The organism is Bradyrhizobium sp. CCBAU 21365 (assembly GCF_015291305.1).
Lineage (GTDB): Bacteria > Pseudomonadota > Alphaproteobacteria > Rhizobiales > Xanthobacteraceae > Bradyrhizobium > Bradyrhizobium elkanii.
Window position 1 is genome coordinate 5,393,029 of the sequence record NZ_CP030036.1, and the last position, 17,227, is coordinate 5,410,255.

At 64.3% G+C, this 17,227-nt stretch carries 17 protein-coding genes; 7 read left to right on the forward strand and 10 right to left on the reverse strand.

The features are described 5' to 3' along the window. Positions 1–14 precede the first annotated feature (14 nt). The 3 genes from ribD to glyA all read right to left on the reverse strand — a co-directional run bounded on the left by ribD (position 15) and on the right by glyA (position 3,043). Positions 15–1,175: a bifunctional diaminohydroxyphosphoribosylaminopyrimidine deaminase/5-amino-6-(5-phosphoribosylamino)uracil reductase RibD gene (ribD, locus tag XI02_RS25210; protein WP_172647833.1), complete on the reverse strand. Its 1,161-nt coding sequence runs from the start codon at positions 1,173–1,175 to the stop codon at positions 15–17. Next, positions 1,172–1,654 carry a transcriptional regulator NrdR gene (gene nrdR / locus XI02_RS25215; RefSeq protein WP_016844999.1) on the reverse strand — a complete coding sequence of 161 codons (483 nt, stop codon included), beginning with the start codon at positions 1,652–1,654 and terminating at the stop codon, positions 1,172–1,174. The genes ribD and nrdR overlap by 4 nt, the downstream gene beginning before the upstream one ends. Before the next feature lie 87 nt (positions 1,655–1,741). Then, positions 1,742–3,043, reverse strand: a complete 1,302-nt coding sequence (gene glyA / locus XI02_RS25220) for a serine hydroxymethyltransferase (protein ID WP_172647832.1) — start codon at positions 3,041–3,043, stop codon at positions 1,742–1,744. Between the two features lie 609 nt (positions 3,044–3,652). Here glyA and XI02_RS25225 point away from each other — a divergent pair. After that, the gene (locus tag XI02_RS25225; RefSeq protein WP_172647831.1) at positions 3,653–5,929 is read left to right on the forward strand and encodes a TonB-dependent siderophore receptor; all 2,277 of its coding nucleotides are present in this window, start codon (positions 3,653–3,655) and stop codon (positions 5,927–5,929) included. A 191-nt stretch (positions 5,930–6,120) separates the two neighbouring features. Here the strand turns inward: XI02_RS25225 and XI02_RS25230 are convergent, their stop codons facing one another. The 3 genes from XI02_RS25230 to XI02_RS25240 are packed head-to-tail and all read right to left on the reverse strand — an operon-like array spanning position 6,121 to position 9,076. After that, positions 6,121–7,620, reverse strand: a complete 1,500-nt coding sequence (locus tag XI02_RS25230; RefSeq protein ID WP_018271922.1) for a tripartite tricarboxylate transporter permease — start codon at positions 7,618–7,620, stop codon at positions 6,121–6,123. Further along, positions 7,620–8,108, reverse strand: coding sequence for a tripartite tricarboxylate transporter TctB family protein (locus XI02_RS25235; protein WP_018271923.1), 489 nt, complete (start codon positions 8,106–8,108; stop codon positions 7,620–7,622). The genes XI02_RS25230 and XI02_RS25235 overlap by 1 nt, the downstream gene beginning before the upstream one ends. Then, on the reverse strand, positions 8,108–9,076 hold the full coding sequence (locus tag XI02_RS25240) for a tripartite tricarboxylate transporter substrate binding protein (protein WP_026192841.1): 969 nt from the start codon (positions 9,074–9,076) through the stop codon (positions 8,108–8,110). The genes XI02_RS25235 and XI02_RS25240 overlap by 1 nt, the downstream gene beginning before the upstream one ends. A gap of 331 nt (positions 9,077–9,407) precedes the next feature. On the opposite strand from XI02_RS25240, the gene XI02_RS25245 reads away from it, so the two are divergent. The 3 genes from XI02_RS25245 to XI02_RS25255 all read left to right on the forward strand — a co-directional run bounded on the left by XI02_RS25245 (position 9,408) and on the right by XI02_RS25255 (position 11,232). Then, positions 9,408–9,641, forward strand: a complete 234-nt coding sequence (locus XI02_RS25245) for a hypothetical protein (RefSeq protein ID WP_016845005.1) — start codon at positions 9,408–9,410, stop codon at positions 9,639–9,641. Between the two features lie 109 nt (positions 9,642–9,750). Further along, complete coding sequence (locus XI02_RS25250; RefSeq protein WP_016845006.1) at positions 9,751–10,140, forward strand: PRC-barrel domain-containing protein; 390 nt, start codon at positions 9,751–9,753, stop codon at positions 10,138–10,140. Between the two features lie 912 nt (positions 10,141–11,052). Beyond that, positions 11,053–11,232, forward strand: coding sequence for a hypothetical protein (locus XI02_RS25255; protein WP_016845008.1), 180 nt, complete (start codon positions 11,053–11,055; stop codon positions 11,230–11,232). Positions 11,233–12,036: 804 nt separating this feature from the next. Here the strand turns inward: XI02_RS25255 and XI02_RS25260 are convergent. The 4 genes from XI02_RS25260 to XI02_RS25275 all read right to left on the reverse strand — a co-directional run bounded on the left by XI02_RS25260 (position 12,037) and on the right by XI02_RS25275 (position 14,342). Next, positions 12,037–12,258: a hypothetical protein gene (locus XI02_RS25260; protein ID WP_016845010.1), complete on the reverse strand. Its 222-nt coding sequence runs from the start codon at positions 12,256–12,258 to the stop codon at positions 12,037–12,039. 20 nt (positions 12,259–12,278) lie between these two features. Continuing rightward, a complete protein-coding gene (locus XI02_RS25265; RefSeq protein ID WP_016845011.1) occupies positions 12,279–12,509 on the reverse strand; it encodes a hypothetical protein in 231 nt (76 codons plus the stop codon). Between the two features lie 202 nt (positions 12,510–12,711). Continuing rightward, positions 12,712–13,230 (reverse strand): transcriptional regulator LdtR, encoded by a 519-nt coding sequence (ldtR, locus tag XI02_RS25270; protein ID WP_018271925.1) that lies wholly within the window; start codon positions 13,228–13,230, stop codon positions 12,712–12,714. A 650-nt stretch (positions 13,231–13,880) separates the two neighbouring features. Next, on the reverse strand, positions 13,881–14,342 hold the full coding sequence (locus XI02_RS25275; protein WP_016845013.1) for a DUF6163 family protein: 462 nt from the start codon (positions 14,340–14,342) through the stop codon (positions 13,881–13,883). 213 nt (positions 14,343–14,555) lie between these two features. Here XI02_RS25275 and hemB point away from each other — a divergent pair, with 213 nt between their 5' ends. From hemB to XI02_RS25290, 3 genes are all read left to right on the forward strand, one after another. Then, the gene (hemB, locus tag XI02_RS25280) at positions 14,556–15,620 is read left to right on the forward strand and encodes a porphobilinogen synthase (protein WP_016845014.1); all 1,065 of its coding nucleotides are present in this window, start codon (positions 14,556–14,558) and stop codon (positions 15,618–15,620) included. Positions 15,621–15,805: 185 nt separating this feature from the next. Next, entirely contained in the window at positions 15,806–16,363 is a 558-nt protein-coding gene (locus tag XI02_RS25285) for an RDD family protein (protein WP_018271926.1), read from the forward strand. Between the two features lie 86 nt (positions 16,364–16,449). Continuing rightward, the gene (locus tag XI02_RS25290; RefSeq protein WP_026192842.1) at positions 16,450–17,226 is read left to right on the forward strand and encodes an arginyltransferase; all 777 of its coding nucleotides are present in this window, start codon (positions 16,450–16,452) and stop codon (positions 17,224–17,226) included. Position 17,227: the final 1 nt, after the last annotated feature.

Here is a 17,227-nt window from a genome sequence, read left to right on the forward strand (position 1 = left end):
CCGGCCATGACAGCCTACGAACGATCATAGATCGTTAAAACATCTTCACCGAGGGTTTCGCTAGCACGAAGCCGAAAGGCCGGCGACTGCGTGATTGCGTCGAGCGGCATTGCGTCCAGCCCGGGAACGCCGTCGGCACCGATCGCATCGGGTCCGCGCAACAGCCAGATTTCATCGACCAAGCCGCCTGCCACGAAAGAATTTGCCACGCGCGATCCGCCCTCGACCAGCAGCCGCGAGATCCCCTTCTCCGCCAGCGCATGCAGAACGGAGGACAGATCGAGCCCTTGGGGCGCGCTGGCGGTGACGCGGATCACCTGCGCGCCGGCGGCACCTAACTTCACCGCGGCAGGCGCCTCCGCCATGTCAGATGTCAGCACCCAGAGCGGCGTCTCGCGCGCCGAATGCACCAGGCGGCTGTCGCCCGAAATCCGCAGCGCGCGATCCAGCACCAGGCGCACCGGCGAGCGCGCCGCCATCCCCGGCAACCGGCAGGTCAAAAGCGGATCGTCGGCCTTGACCGTGCCGATGCCGACCAGGATCGCGTCGCTCTGCGCGCGTAGCAAATGCACCCGGGTCCGCGCGGCCTCGCCTGATATCGCGACCGGCTTGTGGCCGCTGGCTGCGATCTTGTCGTCGGCGGACACCGCGAGCTTGAGGATCACATGCGGGCGCTTGTCGCGGATGCGGCGGAAGTGTCCGGCATGGTCGCGCGCGGCCTCCGCCGCGCACAGCCCGACGTCGACCGCGATGCCGGCGGCGCGCAGCTTGGCATGCCCCTGCCCCGCGACTTCCGGATTGGGATCCTCGATCGCCGAGACGACGCGGGCGAGCCCGGCCGCAACCACGGCGTCCGCACAGGGCGGCGAGCGGCCGAAATGCGAGCAGGGTTCGAGCGTCACATAGAGCGTGGCGCCGCGCGCGGCATCGCCTGCGCGCCTGAGTGCCTCGACCTCGGCATGCGGGCGGCCGCCTGCTTGCGTCCAGCCGCGGCCAACGATGACGCCGTCCTTGACGATCACGGCGCCGACCGCCGGATTGGGCCAGGTACGCCCGAGCCCGCGCCGGCCAAGCGCCAGCGCCAGCTGCATGAAGCGCAGATCGGCTGCCTTTGCCGCTTCCTTGGCCTCTTTGGCCTTCTGCGCGAACTGGTCTTCCAGAATGCGGAAGATCATTTGCGTAGCGTCGCGAGCCGCGGGTCCTCTTCGCCGGTCAATTCGTCGAGCACGGCCTCGAAGTCCTTGGCCTCGCGGAAATTACGATAGACCGAGGCGAAGCGCACATAGGCGACGTCGTCGAGCTGGCGCAGATGCTCCATCACGATCTCGCCGATCGCCTCCGAGGAGACCTCGGCCTCGCCGCCGCTTTCGAGCTCGCGCACGATGGTGGACACCATCTTCTCCACCCGCTCGGATTCCACCGGGCGCTTGCGCAAGGAGATCTGCAGCGAGCGCACCAGCTTGTCGCGGTCGAACGGCACGCGGCGGCCGTTGCGCTTGATGACGGTCAGCTCGCGCAGCTGCACCCGCTCGAAGGTCGTGAAGCGGAAGTTGCAGGCCATGCAGACGCGCCGCCTGCGGATGACCGCGGAGTCCTCGGTCGGACGCGAGTCCTTGACCTGCGTATCGAGAGAATTGCAGCTCGGGCAGCGCATCCGACGGGACCTCTACACGAGCATGATCCGGAAAAGTGCGAAGCGGTTTTCCGAAGAGATCATGCTCAAAAAAACGATACGGACCTTTTACTGATAGATCGGGAAGCGATCGGTCAGCGCCTTGACGCGCTCCTTGATCGCGGCCTCGACCAGCGGCGCCTTGCCGTCCGGCGACTGCGCCAGCGCGTTCAGCACTTCGGCGATCATGCCGCCGACCTGCTTGAACTCGGCGACGCCGAAGCCGCGCGTGGTCGCCGCCGGCGTGCCGAGCCGCAGGCCCGAGGTGACGAACGGCTTTTCGGGATCGAACGGAATGCCGTTCTTGTTGCAGGTGATGGCGGCGCGCACCAGCGCCTTCTCGGAGATGTTGCCCTTCAGCCCCTTCGGCCTGAGGTCGACCAGCATCAGATGGTTGTCGGTGCCGCCGGACACGATATCGAGGCCGTGGCCCCGCAGCGTCTCCGCCAGCGCCTTGGCGTTCTCGACCACGTTCTTGGCGTAGACCTTGAAATCCGGCCGCAGCGCTTCGGCGAACGCGACAGCCTTGGCGGCGATGACGTGCATCAGCGGACCGCCCTGCAGGCCCGGGAAGATCGCCGAGTTCAGCTTCCTGGCCAGCGTCTCGTCATTGGTGAGGATCAGGCCGCCGCGCGGGCCGCGCAGCGACTTGTGCGTCGTCGTGGTGGTGACGTGGGCATACGGCACCGGCGAGGCATGCACGCCGCCGGCGACGAGGCCCGCAAAATGCGCCATGTCGACCAACAGATACGCGCCGACCGAGTCCGCGATCTCGCGGAAGCGCTTGAAGTCCCAGGCGCGCGAATAGGCCGAGCCGCCGGCGATGATCAGCTTCGGCTTGACCTGCTCGGCCAGCTTCTGCACTTCGTCCATGTCGATGATCTGGTCCTCGCGGCGCACGGTGTAGTGTGCGGCCTTGAACCACTTGCCGGACATGTTGACCGGCGAGCCGTGGGTGAGATGGCCGCCGGCCGCGAGGTCGAGGCCCATGAAGGTGTCGCCGGGTTGCAGCAGCGCCAGAAACGCCGCCTGGTTCATCTGGCTGCCGGAGTTCGGCTGGACGTTGGCGAAGCCGGCGCCGAACAGCTTCTTGGCGCGCTCGATCGCCAGCGTCTCGGCGACGTCGACCCACTCGCAACCGCCGTAGTAGCGCGCGCCCGGATAACCCTCCGCGTATTTGTTGGTCATCACCGAGCCCTGCGCCTCCAGCACGGCGCGGCTGACGATGTTTTCCGAGGCGATCAGCTCGATCTCATGACGCTGCCGGCCGAGCTCGCCCTTGATCGCGGCGGCGATCTCGGGATCGGCCTCGGCGAGACCAGCCGTGAAGAAGGAATCGGGCGCGGAAGCGGTCTTGGTGGATGAGGTCATCGGCGAAATATCTCCACCGCCGCAAGCCTTTAGGCGGGATGCGGACGGTCACGAGTGGCGGTCGAAGCTGGTTTCAGAGCGTTATCACATCGCCCCAAAATGGCCAAGCGGTTGCGGTCCCTGCCGGTCAATTATGCCAGATATGGTGGGGATGGCGGGGATTGCCAACCGGCCGGACGGCCGCCCCCGCCACCCGGTTCCAGCCGGCCCGGCGAACACGGCTGAGCCGGCCGCCGCATGGAACGTGACGCCCCTTCCCGACCGCGCGGGATTCAGGGACAAGACGACCAGCGCCTTAAGGTTTACAAGCGCTACTCGCGCAACCACGCGACATCGGACTCGCTTGATCATGTCGCGCGCGATTCGCGTTGCATTGTCTCGCGAGACGGCAAGACGATTTTTGAATCGTCCGATTTTTGAATCGTTCAACACTGGATCGATTCAAAGCTCTCACGCGATGCGTGCAATTGCCCGTCATGCGCCGTTGTCCCCCGGTCACACGGACAAGCTTTGCGCGCAACTTCGACAGCTTCTAACCGCGCGCAGGCCGCTCGCGAAAATCACCGTGATAACGACTCGCTCAAGATTTTTTTATGGAGCATGGAATAAATGTCGTGCACGTGGATTCGGCCGCAGCGGTTTGCCGCTTCGGCTGTCGCGGTGCTTTCGGTTGTCGGTGCGGACGATGTCTTCGCCCAGACGCAATTGCCGTCCGTGACCGTCGAAGCGCCGCAGCGGCAGGCGGCGCGATCACAGCAGCCGTCGCAACGAGCCGCACGCCCGCGCAGCGCCTCGCGCCGCGCAACGGCCGCGCCAGTGGGCGCGCAGCCACAGACCGCTCAGCAGCCCGCGGGCGCCGGCGGCGGACACGAACGCGCCAACGGCCCGGTCACCGGCTATCTGGCGCGGCTGAGCGCCAGCGGCACCAAGACCAGCACGCCGATCATCCAGACCCCGCAATCGGTGTCCGTCATCAGCGCCGAGCAGATCCGCGACCAGAAGATCGTCAGCAAGTTCGACGAGGTGCTGCGCTACACGCCAGGCGTCATCGGCGGCACCTATGGTGCCGATTTCCGCAACGACTGGTTCATGATCCGCGGCTTCCCCGCGCAGAACGAGTCGCTGTTCCTCGACGGCCTGCAGCTGTTCTACACCTCCTATGCGAGCTGGAAGCTGCAGCCCTTCAATCTCGAGCGCGTCGAGGTGCTGCGCGGTCCATCCGGCATCCTTTATGGCGGCTCGGCGCCGGGCGGCCTCGTCAACGCGGTGAGCAAGTTGCCGCAGGCCGAGCCCATTCGCTACATCGAGACCGGCGTCAACAATTTCGGCAACGCCTATACCCAGTTCGACATCGGCGGCGCGACGGCGCAGCCCGGCAATGGCCAGGTGCAGTACCGCCTCGTCGGCCAGGCCCAGGGCGGCGGCACCCAGACCGACTATGTCTACAACAACAACTTCTTCCTTGCCCCGTCGGTGACCTGGCGGCCCGATGCCGACACCAGCCTCACCGTGTTCGGCATGGCCTCGCACAGCAACACCCGCGCGCTGAACTTCCTGCCCTATGTCGGCACCGTCACCAGCGCGCCGTTCGGCCGGATTCCGACCAGCCTGTTCGTCGGCGATCCCAGCGCCGACCAGTTCCGCCGCGACCAGCAGATGGTCGGCTACCAGTTCCAGAAGAGCGTGACCGACAGCGTCGATTTCCGCCAGAACGCGCGCATGGCGCATGTCGACGTCTATTATGCCGGCCTCTACGGGCTCGGCTACGCGACGACGCCGGCCGCCGCCGACATCACCCGCGGCAATTTCTACACCCGCGGCATCGCCACCCAGCTCAACCTCGACAATCAGCTCGAATACCGCTTCGCCACCGGCGCGCTGCAGCACACCGCGCTGGTCGGCGTCGATCTGAAATATTACGGCATCGACGACCGCCAGGGTTTTGGCATGGGCACGAATCTCAACGTGCTCAATCCGGTCTACGGCACCAACCTGCCGTACAGCGGCCCGCTCTATCAGAACGGCTATCTCGCCCAGGGCATGGCCGGCCTCTATCTGCAGGATCAGGTTAAGCTCGACCGTCTGACGGTCGTGCTGTCCGGACGCCAGGACTGGGTCGATCTCACCAACAACAACCGGATCGGCGCGTCCCAGGGCCGCGACGACAGCAAGTTCTCCGGCCGTGTCGGCGCGATCTACAATTTCGACAGCGGCGTTGCGCCCTACGTCTCCTACATGACGGGCTACAATCCGGTCATCGGCACCACCGCGGCCGGCCAATTGCTGCTGCCGGAAACCTCCGAGCAGACCGAGGTCGGCGTCAAATACGAGCCGGTCGGGCTCAACGCACGGTTCGGCGTCGCGTATTTCGACCTCAAGCGCAAGAACGCGCTGACCACCGATCCGAACAACCCGCTGTTCCAGACCCAGAACGGCGAAGTCACCTCGCGCGGCGTCGAGCTCGAGGCGGTCGCGAACATCACGCGCGACTTCAAGCTGGTGGCGAGCTACACCAATTACGAGCTGTTCGTCAGCAAGGATCTCAATCCTGCGCTGATCGGCACCGTGCCGACCAACGCGCCGCGGCAGCTCGCCTCAGTGTGGACCGACTACACCTTCCGCGACGGCCCGCTCACGGGCTTCGGCTTCGGCGGCGGCGTGCGCTATGTCGGCTCGTCCTTTGCCGACACCGCGAACACCGCGCGCGTCCCTGGGGTCGTGCTGGGCGATCTCGCCTTGCATTACGAATGGGACAACAACTGGCGCGCGGCGCTCAATGTCGTGAACGTCACCGACAAGATCTACGTCGCGAGCTGCGCGACCATCAGCTCCTGCTACTACGGCGATCGCCGCCGCATCACGGCGAGCCTCGCCTACAAATGGTGAGCTGAACATTCCGTTCACGGAAAATCATGTGACCGAGAGGCCGCATTCGGCCGCCTCGCTTTTTTCGCCGTCGTCAGGGTGGTGTCAGCTTGTCGCGCTAGGTTTCGCGTCGCGGCGATATTTGCCGTGCCCAGACTGGCCCGCTCCGAAATGCGAGCCCCGGAGCGGGCCTTTTACGGTCTGGTCGCGCGCTAATCCTCGTTCGCCTTGAATCGCCCGACCCCCTTGAGCACGAACGGCGCCAGCAGAGCGATCAGCGCGATGCCGAGCAGCGTCGCCGACATCGGGCTTTGCAGCAGCACCATGGGATCGCCGAGGCTGATCGCCAGCGCGCGACGCAGCTGGCTTTCGGCGATCGGCCCGAGGATCAGCCCGATCACGACGGGCGCGATCGGGAAGTCGAACCGGCGCATCAGAAAGCCCATCACGCCGAACGCCGCCAGCATCGACAGCTCGACGACCGACGGCTTCGCCGCGATCGTGCCCATGGTCGCGAATACCAGGATGCCGGCATAGAGCCAGGGCTGCGGAATCGCCAGCAGCCGCACCCAGAGCCCGACCAGCGGCAGATTGAGCACCAGCAGCATGCCGTTGGCGATGAACAGGCTCGCGATCAGGCCCCACACCAGGTCGGGCCGCTCCGCGAACAGCAGCGGCCCCGGGTTGAGGCCGTATTGCTGGAAGCCCGCCAGCATCATTGCAGCCGTTGCCGAGGTCGGCAGCCCGAGCGTCAACAGCGGCACCAGCGTGCCGGCGGCGGACGCGTTGTTCGCCGCTTCCGGCCCTGCGACGCCTTCGATCGCGCCCTTGCCGAATTCCTCGGGATGCTTGGTCAGTCGCCGCTCGGTGGAATAGGACAGGAATGTCGGGATCTCCGCCCCGCCGGCCGGCAGCGCCCCGATCGGAAAACCGAACAGCGTGCCGCGCAGCCACGGCTTCCACGACCGCCGCCAGTCCTCCCGCGTCATCCACAGCGAGCCGCGCACCGGCTCGAGCTTCTCCTCGGCGTGATGACGGCGCGAGGCGACATAGAGCGCCTCGCCGACCGCGAACAGGCCGACCGCGAGTGTCGTCACCTCGACGCCGTCGAGCAGCTCGGGAATGCCGAAGGCAAGCCGCGCCTGACCGGTCAGCTTGTCGATGCCGACCAGCCCGAGCGTCAGGCCGATGAACAGGCTGGTGAGGCCGCGGACCGGCGAGTCGCCGAAGGTTGCCGACACCGTGACGAAGGCGACGCACATCAGCGCGAAGTAATCCTCCGGCCCGAAGCGCACCGCGAAATCGACCAGCCATGGCGCGAGGAATGCGAGGCCGATGGTGGCGATGGTGCCGGCCACGAACGAGCCGATCGCCGAGGTCGCCAGCGCCGGGCCGCCGCGGCCGGCCTTGGCCATCTTGTTGCCCTCGAGCGCGGTCGCCATCGACGCGCTCTCGCCCGGCGTATTGATCAGGATCGCGGTGGTCGATCCGCCATACATGCCGCCGTAATAGATGCCGGCGAACATGATCAGCGAGCCGCCGGGATCGAGCTTGTAGGTCACCGGTAGCAGCAGCGCGACCGTCAGCGCCGGACCGATCCCCGGCAACACGCCGACCGCCGTGCCCAGGAACACGCCGATCAGGGCGTAAAGCAGGTTAATCGGCTGCATGGCGACCGCCATGCCGTGCGCCAGCGCGGCGAAAGTGTCCATCACAGCAGTCGCTCCAGCGGGCCGGCGGGCAGGCTCAGCGTCAACAGTTTGTCGAACGCGAGATAAATCAGGGTCGTGATCACGAGCGCGATGGCGATGTCGGTAAGGACGGCGCGGCGGCCGAAGGCTGCCGACGTGGTCACGAACAGCGCCGAGGTGGCGAGGATGAAGCCGCCGCCAAAGCCGATGATCGCGATCAGGAGCACAAGGCCGCCGATGATCAGTCCCACCGGTTTCGGATCCATGCTCTCGCGCGGCGGCAGCTTGCCGCGCAGCGCGTCGATCAGATTGCCGATGGCGAGGATGACGAGGCCAATCGCGATCACGATCGGCATCGCCTCCGGCCCCATGCCGTACATCGTGGTGGACGGCAGCTTGCTGGCGTCCCACACCAGCACCGCGGCAAGCACCGCAAGCGCGGCCGCGATGACGACACCGGCGCGGTCGACGCGCCGCGGCGCAGGATTTTCGGAAGCCGCGTCCGGCATCACGACTTCACGAGGCCGACGGACTTGAGCACGTCGGTGACACGCACGATTTCCTTCTTCAGGAAATCCGCGAAGGCATCACCGCCGAGATAGGCGTCATCCCAGCCCTTCTGCTTCAGGATCTCCTTCCAGGCGTCGGACTTCACCATCTTCTCGACGGCATCGCTCAGCACCTTGCGCTGCTCCGGCGTGATGCCGGGTGGTGCGACCACCGAACGCCAATTGGCCAGCACGAGGTCGATGCCCTGCTCCCTGAAGGTCGGGATGTCGACGCCGGGTAAACGCTGCGCCGAGGTGACGCCGAGCGCGCGCAACTTGCCGGCCTTGATCTGGCCTTCATATTCGCTGAGGCCGGAAATGCCGGCCGTGACCTTGCCACCGAGAATGGCTGCAAGCGACTCGCCGCCGCCCGAGAACGGAATGTAGTTGATCTTCTTGGCGTCGGCGCCGACCGTTCCCGCGAACAGCGCCGCCATCACATGGTCGACGCCGCCGGCCGAGCCGCCGGCAAAGGTCACCTTGGCGATATCGGCCTTCACCGCGGCGGCGAGATCCTGCGCCGTCTTGATCGGCGAGTTCGCCGGCACCACAATGACCTGGGTCTCCTCGGTGAGGCGCGCGATCGGCGTCACCTGATCCAGCGTCACCGGCGACTTGTTCATGGCGAGCGCGCCCACCATGACGAAACCGTTCACCATCATCTGGTTGCCGTCGCCCTTGGCGCCGTTGACGAACTGCGCGATGCCGACGCTGCCGCCGGCGCCGGGAACGTTGGTGACCTGGACGCTGCGCGCGACACTGGAGGCGACCAGCGCCTGCTGCATCGAGCGCGCCGTCTGATCCCAGCCGCCGCCGGGCGCCGCCGGCGCCATCAGCTTGAGCTCGAGTTGCTGCGCGGGCGCCGGACCGCTCGCCCCAAGCAACAGCGCGACGACCGCGCCGACCAGGCGCATGTGGGACGGGATCATGGGGCTTCCTCCTGAATTTTCGGAAAGCAGCCTGCCGATCGCCGGCTGCATCCGGTCACGTGATCGCATCGCCACTCGGACAGCGCGGTCCCTTCGGGTCAGGAATCGCTCGCCGATCTCGCGTCTGCGTGTCTCTAGCGACCATTCGCCACAGCCTTCGGCAAGCCGGAGGGCGCGGCTAGCCAGTGCAGCAAATCGCCGCACCATCTTCGGTCATTTTTCGCTTGCTTTGATTCGGAACGGATCACCAACGCACGCCTGGTTCTAGGAACCTTTGCCATTTCTTCCCGTTCCACCTCGGCCGATTGATACGGCTATTGGAGGAGAGAACATGAACTTTAAGACCATTGTCGCGGCATCTTTGCTTGCTGCTTTCGTCACGCCGGCATTTGCAGCGGACGAATTCTACGTCGTGCAAGACGTGAAGACGAAGAAGTGCACGATCGTCGACAAGAAGCCGGTCGACACGACGACCACCGTCGTCAGTCCGTCGGGCACTGTCTACAAGACGCGCACCGAAGCCGAGACCGGCATGAAGAGCGTCAAGGTCTGTACCTCGAACTAGGAGGCGATCGCATGCCAGTCATCATTCTCTGGGCTGTGCCGGCGATCATCGTGATCGGCGGCGGCGTCTACCTGATCGGCCATATGCACTGAAGGCAAGGAGACCTCTTATGAAGAAATTGGCTATCGGCTGCATCATGGCAGCAGCGTTCGCTACCGCCGCGCATGCCGCAACCACCATGCCCGCCGCGCCGGCGGACAGTTCGACCATCGCCAACTACTACAAGCAGAACGTCTACGACCCGAAGGAATCCAAGATCGGGACGATCGACGACGTGCTTGTCGACAAGTCCGGCAAGGTGACCGGTCTCGTCGTCGGTGTCGGCGGTTTTCTCGGCGCCGGCGAGAAGGACGTGATCGTGCCATTCACGGCCGTCAAATCTCAAAAGAAAGACGACAAGTGGTGGCTCACGCTCGACGAGACCAAGGACAGCCTGAAGGCCGCGCCTGGTTTCAAATACGACCGCGCAAGCACGACCTGGAAGCCGGAGAACAAGTAGCGCCGACGTCCCGCCTGCTCACTGAGGGCAGGCGGGACGCTGCGGCAGATCACTCCACGGGATGGTGACGCTGCGCTCGAAACGCAATGCGCCAAACAACGAAATGGCCCCAGCACCTTTGGGGGCCTGGAGGCCGGTGCTGGGGCCGTTTGCCTGATCCGGGGCTGAGCTATTGGAGCCAGGCAGCCCCATCCATCAAGAACCGCGCGGTTCCAGCATTAGCTTATGTAAATCGCTGCGGGATATCCAAAGGCGAGTGTCTTGCGCGCAACAGCCGATTGGCTGGGCAAAGCCGGCAGCTCGGGGCGAAGCCGGCGCGACCGTCGAATGAGGGTCTCGATGGAGCCCTCGGTCGAATTTCAACCTGGCAATTTTCACCCGAGCAGAAGCCAGGCCATGGAGGCGATGAGAGCGACAAGCGACACGGTCGCAGCGCTTACGAAGGCAATCTCCACACTGTCGATATGGTGGTGGTTTGTATGCATTGAGCGTCCTCCTAGATGGGTGCCCGCGGACCTTGGGACAGTAGCCACGCCGTCAAATTGGCGGTGGTTTCGTCATGCCGCGCCTGCCTCAACAGGGTCTCTCGCTCTCGACAGGGAGGAAGGTTCTTGGCCCGTTGACGTAGCCTTTTGGCTTCTTGGGCAAGGCGTTTTTCAAGGGGAAAAAGCTGGCTAGCCCGACGTCGTCGCTTCATGGCTCCTCTCTCCAACGCTGACGTTCGGCTGCCCCCAAAGCAAAATCAAAAAGCCCGGGGAGCGTGAAAAGTTCCCGCCAGCTTCGCGTCAATGAGAAGAAACAGGTGCGATTTTTCGACGTCTCTCATTCGTTCGGCCGGGCGAGAATTCGCTTGATCGTGATCGTGAGATCCGAACGGATGGAACTGCCGGAACGGCGTGGAAGTTACAGGACATGGGCATCGCCAAGGACCTGAAGAAGCAGGCCAAGACCGCCGAGCAGGCGGCGGTACGGACGGCTGACGAATTCGCGGCCGAGCAAATGAAGAGCCTCGCCCAGGCCTTCCGGGCTCAGGCCGAGGTCGTCAAGCGAAACAAGAAAAAGAAGAAAGATGAGCTTCACCGTAAAAGCTAGGTGCAAGTTTGGAGAGATCGTGCACCGTCGTGGCACCGCCGAGGCAGCTTTGCGCAAGGCAAAAGAGCTCTCACGGTCACAGTGCTACGACATCCATATCGTGACGCCTGAAGGCCGAGACTACGACTCGTCCGAGTTTGGGATCTTCCCCGCACGCCGTTGGCTGTGCGCGTTGCTCAGAAAGGCCACACCTATCCATAGAGCGGTATAGGTTTCAAAAGGCCGGCTCAAAAAGCGGCCCCAGCGAGGGGGTACAGGCTGAGGCCGGGAGCAACTTGGTGCTCAATCCTAACCTGGACCCGACATTTGCCGCCGCTCCGTCCGGTATCGGCGCTTGCGAAGTTGAGGTACCTCTTCTTGGCTACGAACTCCTGGACCCGTCAGCAGACCAATTGTCGTCAGGATTTTGCATCATCCATCCTGGGGCTAGAGCCCATCGCCGCTCGCATGCATTTCAAGCGGGCGGCGTTGGGTTATGAGCGCCCCCTCCGCAACCCGCCTCGCGCGCCATTGGCGAGACAATCAACAGCGGTCGCGATATCCCCGTCGCTGCTGACCAAATGCCGCGCGAGGATTGATGCCGCAGGTCACGTGAGACCGCGCAACACACTCAGTGTCGTCCTGGCGAAAGCCAGGACGACGATCGCGTGTGGGCATCCGCACTGTCATCGCTAGGTTGGCGATCCAGTATGCCGCGGCCCTTCGGTTCAATCACCGCGGCCTCTGGAATACTGGATCACCCGCTTTCGCGGGTGATGACACAAGCTGTTTGACAGTTGAATCAGACTGCGAAACCAGGCTGCCTTACAGCCCGGTATACCCGGCCTTGACATGGTCGGTGCTGCCGTCGAGCTGGCGCAGATAGGTCAGCCCGCACACCGTCAACCGATGCGGATCGCGCTCGCCGGCGTCGAACAGCGTCTGCACGTATTCTGTCACCTTCGCGCGCGCTTCGTCGCTTGCAGCGGGCGTGCGGTTGAGCAGCAGATCATACGTCTGCATGATCCGATCGATTGCGGCTTCCATTGAAGTCTCCGGGTTGACGCTCAGGCGACCACCAGCGTCTCGGCCTCGAACTTCGCGATCGCCTTGTTGGCGAGGCGGAGGCGGTTCATCTCGCCGCGCTGGAACAGCTTCACGATGATGCCGAGCAGGCGCTCATTGGTGGCGAAATTGTCGGGAATGGCTCCGGATTTGCGCAGATAGTTCGAGGCGATCGCGTAGGCGTCACCGACGACCTCGACATTCAGCACCTCAATCCCGCGTTCGAGCAACATATCCCTGCCTCTCCGTTGGCTAACGGATAAGCCGCAGGGAATGCCTTGGTTCCTCGCCGGGGCTCATTTATTTTCGCAGGTGCAGCATGAAAAACGCATCGGCCGGGCATGACCGATGCGTTGACTCGAGCAAGGCTGGACTGAAGGAGGCTGCCGGTCTTCTCAAGCGGCCGGCTTGGCCATCAGGCGAAAACAGGAAGGCTCAGAGGCGATACAGGATCTGGTCGGTCCAGAAGCGCTCGAGGCGATGCAGCGACTTGTTGAGGCTCGCGAACTCCTCGTTCGAGATGCCGCCGACCTGCTCCACCGTCTTGACGTGCTTCTGATAGAGCGCATCGACGATCTTGCGGACTTCCTGGCCCTGCGGGGTCAGCCGGATGCGGACCGAGCGGCGATCGACGCGCGAGCGCTGATGATCGAGGAAGCCGAGCTCGACGAGCTTCTTCAGATTGTAGGAGACGTTGGAGCCGAGATAGTAGCCGCGGGTGCGCAGCTCGCCGGCGGTCAGTTCCTTGTCGCCGATGTTGTACAGGAGCAGCGCCTGCACCGAGTTGATGTCGGCGCGGCCACGACGATCGAATTCGTCCTTGATGACGTCGAGGAGCCGGCGATGCAGCCGCTCCACCAAAGTCAGGGCTTCGAGATAGAGCGGCTGCACCGGAGCTTGACCGGTAGCGCGATCGGCGGCATCCGCCGCCGTTGTCGCAACGGCTTTCATCATGACACTTCCCCTGTTTGTCGTTTTTATCGACTTTATTCGACGAAACTTGTGTCCCGCCTGATAGGTCCAACGTAAGGGGGCCGTTTGAATATCCGCTTAAATAAGAGAATAAAGAGATCATGAATTTAAGACAGTGAATCGTGGATTAAGCCCATGGATCAAAGGCTTTTCGCAACTTTTCATTGACGGTGGCAGAGCCTTGTTCACGCTTCGTCTGCCTGCCCTGTCACATTCGGAAACAGCATCGTCTGAATTCGAAACGGTGGCGTAACGGGTATGAGGGAACCCTTTACGGTGACCGATCGGTTACCGGAAAATTCTTTGAAAATTTTATCGGAGTGCATCGGCGGGACGTGCACGCGACGCGCGCAAGCGGTGCTGATCCGGTGCGGGGGCCAGACCGGTTCCGCCGTCGGCCCGCGCAAAGCCGGCCGGCACACGCGCCGAGATCCGGTGAAATGGGTCCCGACGGCAGGTCCCGTAGAGACGGTCCCGGAAGGGGGTGTCTCAAACGGATGCGATCTGTCGGCACCCACCTATCAGAACCAGCGATGCTGTCTTCTCGTTGCGCGCACGGCTGCCAAATATTGCCGGCCGCGGCCGGCTATTCGTTGCGCTGTCGCCACGGGGCAACACTGCATCACGCCGGCCTATGGCGGGCGTTCGCGCGCCGACATCCAGGCCAGCGCGAGATAGGCGGCGAGCATCAAGGCCTCGAGCCCGACCACGGTGAGACTGCCGCCATAGATGCCGGGAAACATCAGCTCGATGACCGCCATCGACACCACGGTGGTCAGCCACACCACGGCGCCCCAGGGCGTCGCGAGCCAGAGCCCGACGGCGGCGACGAGCTCGATGACGGCGAAATAGATCGTGGCGGTCTGCCAGGCCATCGACTGGTTCTCGAAGGCCTCCTCCTCGCCGCCGACGAAGCCGGTCACCTGGGCCCAGTGATAGAGGCCCTTGGCGACCGAGACGACGGCCATGATGCGCAGGAAGATGACGAGACGCCGCGTCCACGCATTGTCGTCCGGCTCGATCCGGTCGGACGAGATCGCGCTCACCGAGATGGCATTGTCCCGCGCCTGATCGCGTGCAGAGGTGTCAGACATCCGAATCGCCGCATAGCGGCTGCAAAATGGGGTTCATGGGCGCAGTCTTGGCCCGCCGGGGACGCAAAATCAATTGCCGTTGCGGCAAATCAAGGGCGCCACGGATGCAATAGCGGCGCAATGACGGCGGCCCTGACAGGTGCTAGAATCAAACTTATATCAGGTCCAGACTTTATCAGGTCCAGAACTGCCGTCCGTCGAGGAGAAGAAGACATGGCGATCAAATTCGGGCGCCCGATCGAATTGCGCGATGCGCCGCGGCGCCAGACCGATGCCCTCGCCTCCCCCTCGCTCGACCTCACGATCCGGATGCGGCGCAATCGCAAGTCGGAATGGGCCCGCCGCCTGGTGCGCGAAAACGTGCTGACTACCGATGATCTGATCTGGCCGATGTTCGTGGTCGATGGCCACAACACCCGCACGCCGGTGGCCTCGATGCCCGGCGTCGACCGGCTCACCGTCGACCAGATCGTCCGCGACGCCGAGCGCGCGGCAAAGCTCAACATCCCCTGCATCGCGCTGTTCCCGTTCACCGAGCCGTCGCTGCGCGACGAGCAGGGCTCGGAAGCGCTCAACCCCGACAATCTGGTCTGCCAGGCGGTGCGCGCGATCAAGAAGGAGTTTCCCGACATCGGCGTGCTGTGCGACGTCGCGCTCGATCCCTTCACCAGCCACGGCCATGACGGGCTGATCGAGGGCGGCAAGATCCTCAACGACGAGACCGTCGCGGTGCTGGTGAAGCAGGCGCTGACCCAGGCCGAAGCCGGCTGCGACGTGATCGCGCCGTCGGACATGATGGACGGCCGGATCGGTGCGATCCGCGAGGCGCTCGACGACAACGGCTTCGGCGACGTGCAGATCATGTCCTACGCGGCGAAATACGCCTCCGCCTTCTACGGCCCGTTCCGCGACGCGATCGGCTCGGCCAAGACGCTGACCGGCGACAAGCGTACCTACCAAATGGACAGCGCCAATTCCGACGAGGCGCTGCGCGAGGTCGAGCTCGACATCGCCGAGGGCGCCGACATGGTGATGGTGAAGCCGGGCATGCCCTATCTCGACATCGTCCGCCGCGTGAAGGACCATTTCGCGATGCCGACCTTCGTGTACCAGGTGTCCGGCGAGTACGCGATGATCGCGGGCGCCGCCGCCAACGGCTGGATCGACGGCGAGCGCGCGATGATGGAGAGCCTGGTCGGCTTCAAGCGCGCCGGCGCCGACGGCATCCTCACCTATTTCGCGCCGAAGGCCGCCGAAAAGATCAAGGCGGAGAGCTGACAGCCATCGCCCGCTATTGCGACAAGTGGATTGGTTCGCTCCGCCGCAATGACGGCGTGGAGGTAGAACCGCTCAATTCAGCCGCCGAATCGCCGGAATATTTCGGCTAGTTAATGTTCGCGCAGGCTTGGCGAACGCGCCTCCTGTTCCCATCTCCTGCGCGGGACTTTCATCGGAGGTTGGTCATGTCCTACGGCGATGACGGCGGCACCCGGCGCAATGAGGCCTGGCGCAACGACGGCGGCGTTCCCCCGCATGCGTTCGATCCGTTGATGCAGCCTGACCTGTTTCGCGGCGTGCTGACGCGACGCGTTTTTGCGTTCCTGATCGACCTGTTCGTGCTGTCGGTGCCGGTGATCCTCGCGGTGATTTTCATCGCGGTGTTCGGCCTCGTCACGCTCGGTCTCGGCTGGGCGCTGTTCTGGCTGGTCTCGCCGGCCTCGATCGTCTGGGCGATCGTCTATTACGGCGCCTCGATCGGCGGGCAGCACTCGGCCACCATTGGCATGCGCATGATGGATCTGGAACTGCGGACCTGGTACGGCGCGCGCGGCTATTTCGTGCTCGGCGCCACCCATGCGGTGCTGTTCTGGGCGACGATCTCGTTCCTGTCGCCGCTGGTGCTCCTGATCGGGCTGCTCAACGGCCGCCGCCGGCTGCTGCACGACATCATCCTCGGAACCGTCATAATCAACAGCTCGGTCCGGACCCAGATGTCCCCGGCCGCGCGGGCCTTCTATTAGGCCCACCTAAACCAATTGACCGTTAGCCTCAGGGGGGCGATGCTCACTCGGCTGCCTGTATTGTTTGTGGAGCCCGACGATCTGACGTGACCCAGCATTCGCGTGATACTCCCCAGTTCTATTTGACGGCGCCCTCGCCCTGCCCGTACTTGCCGGGCCGCCATGAGCGGAAGGTTTTCACGCACCTGGTCGGCGACAAAGCGGGCGATCTCAACGACTTGCTGACCCATGGCGGCTTCCGCCGCAGCCAGTCGATCGCCTACCGCCCGGCCTGCGACCAGTGCCGGGCCTGTGTCTCGGTCCGGGTGATCGCCAACGAATTCCGCCCCTCCCGCAACTTCCGCAAGGTGCTGGCCCGCAACGCCGACATCATCGGCGAGCAGCGCACCGCGGTGCCGACCTCGGAGCAATATTCGGTCTTCCGCGCCTATCTCGACCGCCGCCACCGCAACGGCGGGATGGCCGACATGACCGTGCTCGACTACGCCATGATGGTCGAGGACAGCCATGTCGAGACCCGGATCATCGAGTACCGCAAGCGCAATGCCGACAGCGCCATCACCGGCCGCGGCGACGAGCTGATGGCGGTGGCGCTGACCGACGTGCTCAGCGACGGGCTGTCGATGGTCTATTCGTTCTTCGAGCCCGGGCTGGAGGCCCGCTCGCTCGGCACCTTCATGATCCTCGACCACATCGCCCGCGCCCGCCGGCAGGGCCTGCCCTACGTCTATCTCGGCTACTGGATCGAGGGCTCCAAGAAGATGGACTACAAGGGCCGCTTCCTGCCGCAGCAGCGGCTCGCGCCGTCGGGCTGGCTGCGCGTCGACGCCTCAGGCGAGGTCTTGGCCGAGCCGCAGGACTAAA

What these genes read in the sequence shown, in the direction of transcription:
- ribD (WP_172647833.1), bottom strand. Translation starts at nt 1,175, where the DNA reads ATGATCTTCCGCATTCTGGAAGACCAGTTCGCGCAGAAGGCCAAAGAG.
- nrdR (WP_016844999.1), bottom strand. Translation starts at nt 1,654, where the DNA reads ATGCGCTGCCCGAGCTGCAATTCTCTCGATACGCAGGTCAAGGACTCG.
- glyA (WP_172647832.1), bottom strand. Translation starts at nt 3,043, where the DNA reads ATGACCTCATCCACCAAGACCGCTTCCGCGCCCGATTCCTTCTTCACG.
- XI02_RS25225 (WP_172647831.1), top strand. Translation starts at nt 3,653, where the DNA reads ATGTCGTGCACGTGGATTCGGCCGCAGCGGTTTGCCGCTTCGGCTGTC.
- XI02_RS25230 (WP_018271922.1), bottom strand. Translation starts at nt 7,620, where the DNA reads ATGGACACTTTCGCCGCGCTGGCGCACGGCATGGCGGTCGCCATGCAG.
- XI02_RS25235 (WP_018271923.1), bottom strand. Translation starts at nt 8,108, where the DNA reads ATGCCGGACGCGGCTTCCGAAAATCCTGCGCCGCGGCGCGTCGACCGC.
- XI02_RS25240 (WP_026192841.1), bottom strand. Translation starts at nt 9,076, where the DNA reads ATGATCCCGTCCCACATGCGCCTGGTCGGCGCGGTCGTCGCGCTGTTG.
- XI02_RS25245 (WP_016845005.1), top strand. Translation starts at nt 9,408, where the DNA reads ATGAACTTTAAGACCATTGTCGCGGCATCTTTGCTTGCTGCTTTCGTC.
- XI02_RS25250 (WP_016845006.1), top strand. Translation starts at nt 9,751, where the DNA reads ATGAAGAAATTGGCTATCGGCTGCATCATGGCAGCAGCGTTCGCTACC.
- XI02_RS25255 (WP_016845008.1), top strand. Translation starts at nt 11,053, where the DNA reads ATGGGCATCGCCAAGGACCTGAAGAAGCAGGCCAAGACCGCCGAGCAG.
- XI02_RS25260 (WP_016845010.1), bottom strand. Translation starts at nt 12,258, where the DNA reads ATGGAAGCCGCAATCGATCGGATCATGCAGACGTATGATCTGCTGCTC.
- XI02_RS25265 (WP_016845011.1), bottom strand. Translation starts at nt 12,509, where the DNA reads ATGTTGCTCGAACGCGGGATTGAGGTGCTGAATGTCGAGGTCGTCGGT.
- ldtR (WP_018271925.1), bottom strand. Translation starts at nt 13,230, where the DNA reads ATGATGAAAGCCGTTGCGACAACGGCGGCGGATGCCGCCGATCGCGCT.
- XI02_RS25275 (WP_016845013.1), bottom strand. Translation starts at nt 14,342, where the DNA reads ATGTCTGACACCTCTGCACGCGATCAGGCGCGGGACAATGCCATCTCG.
- hemB (WP_016845014.1), top strand. Translation starts at nt 14,556, where the DNA reads ATGGCGATCAAATTCGGGCGCCCGATCGAATTGCGCGATGCGCCGCGG.
- XI02_RS25285 (WP_018271926.1), top strand. Translation starts at nt 15,806, where the DNA reads ATGTCCTACGGCGATGACGGCGGCACCCGGCGCAATGAGGCCTGGCGC.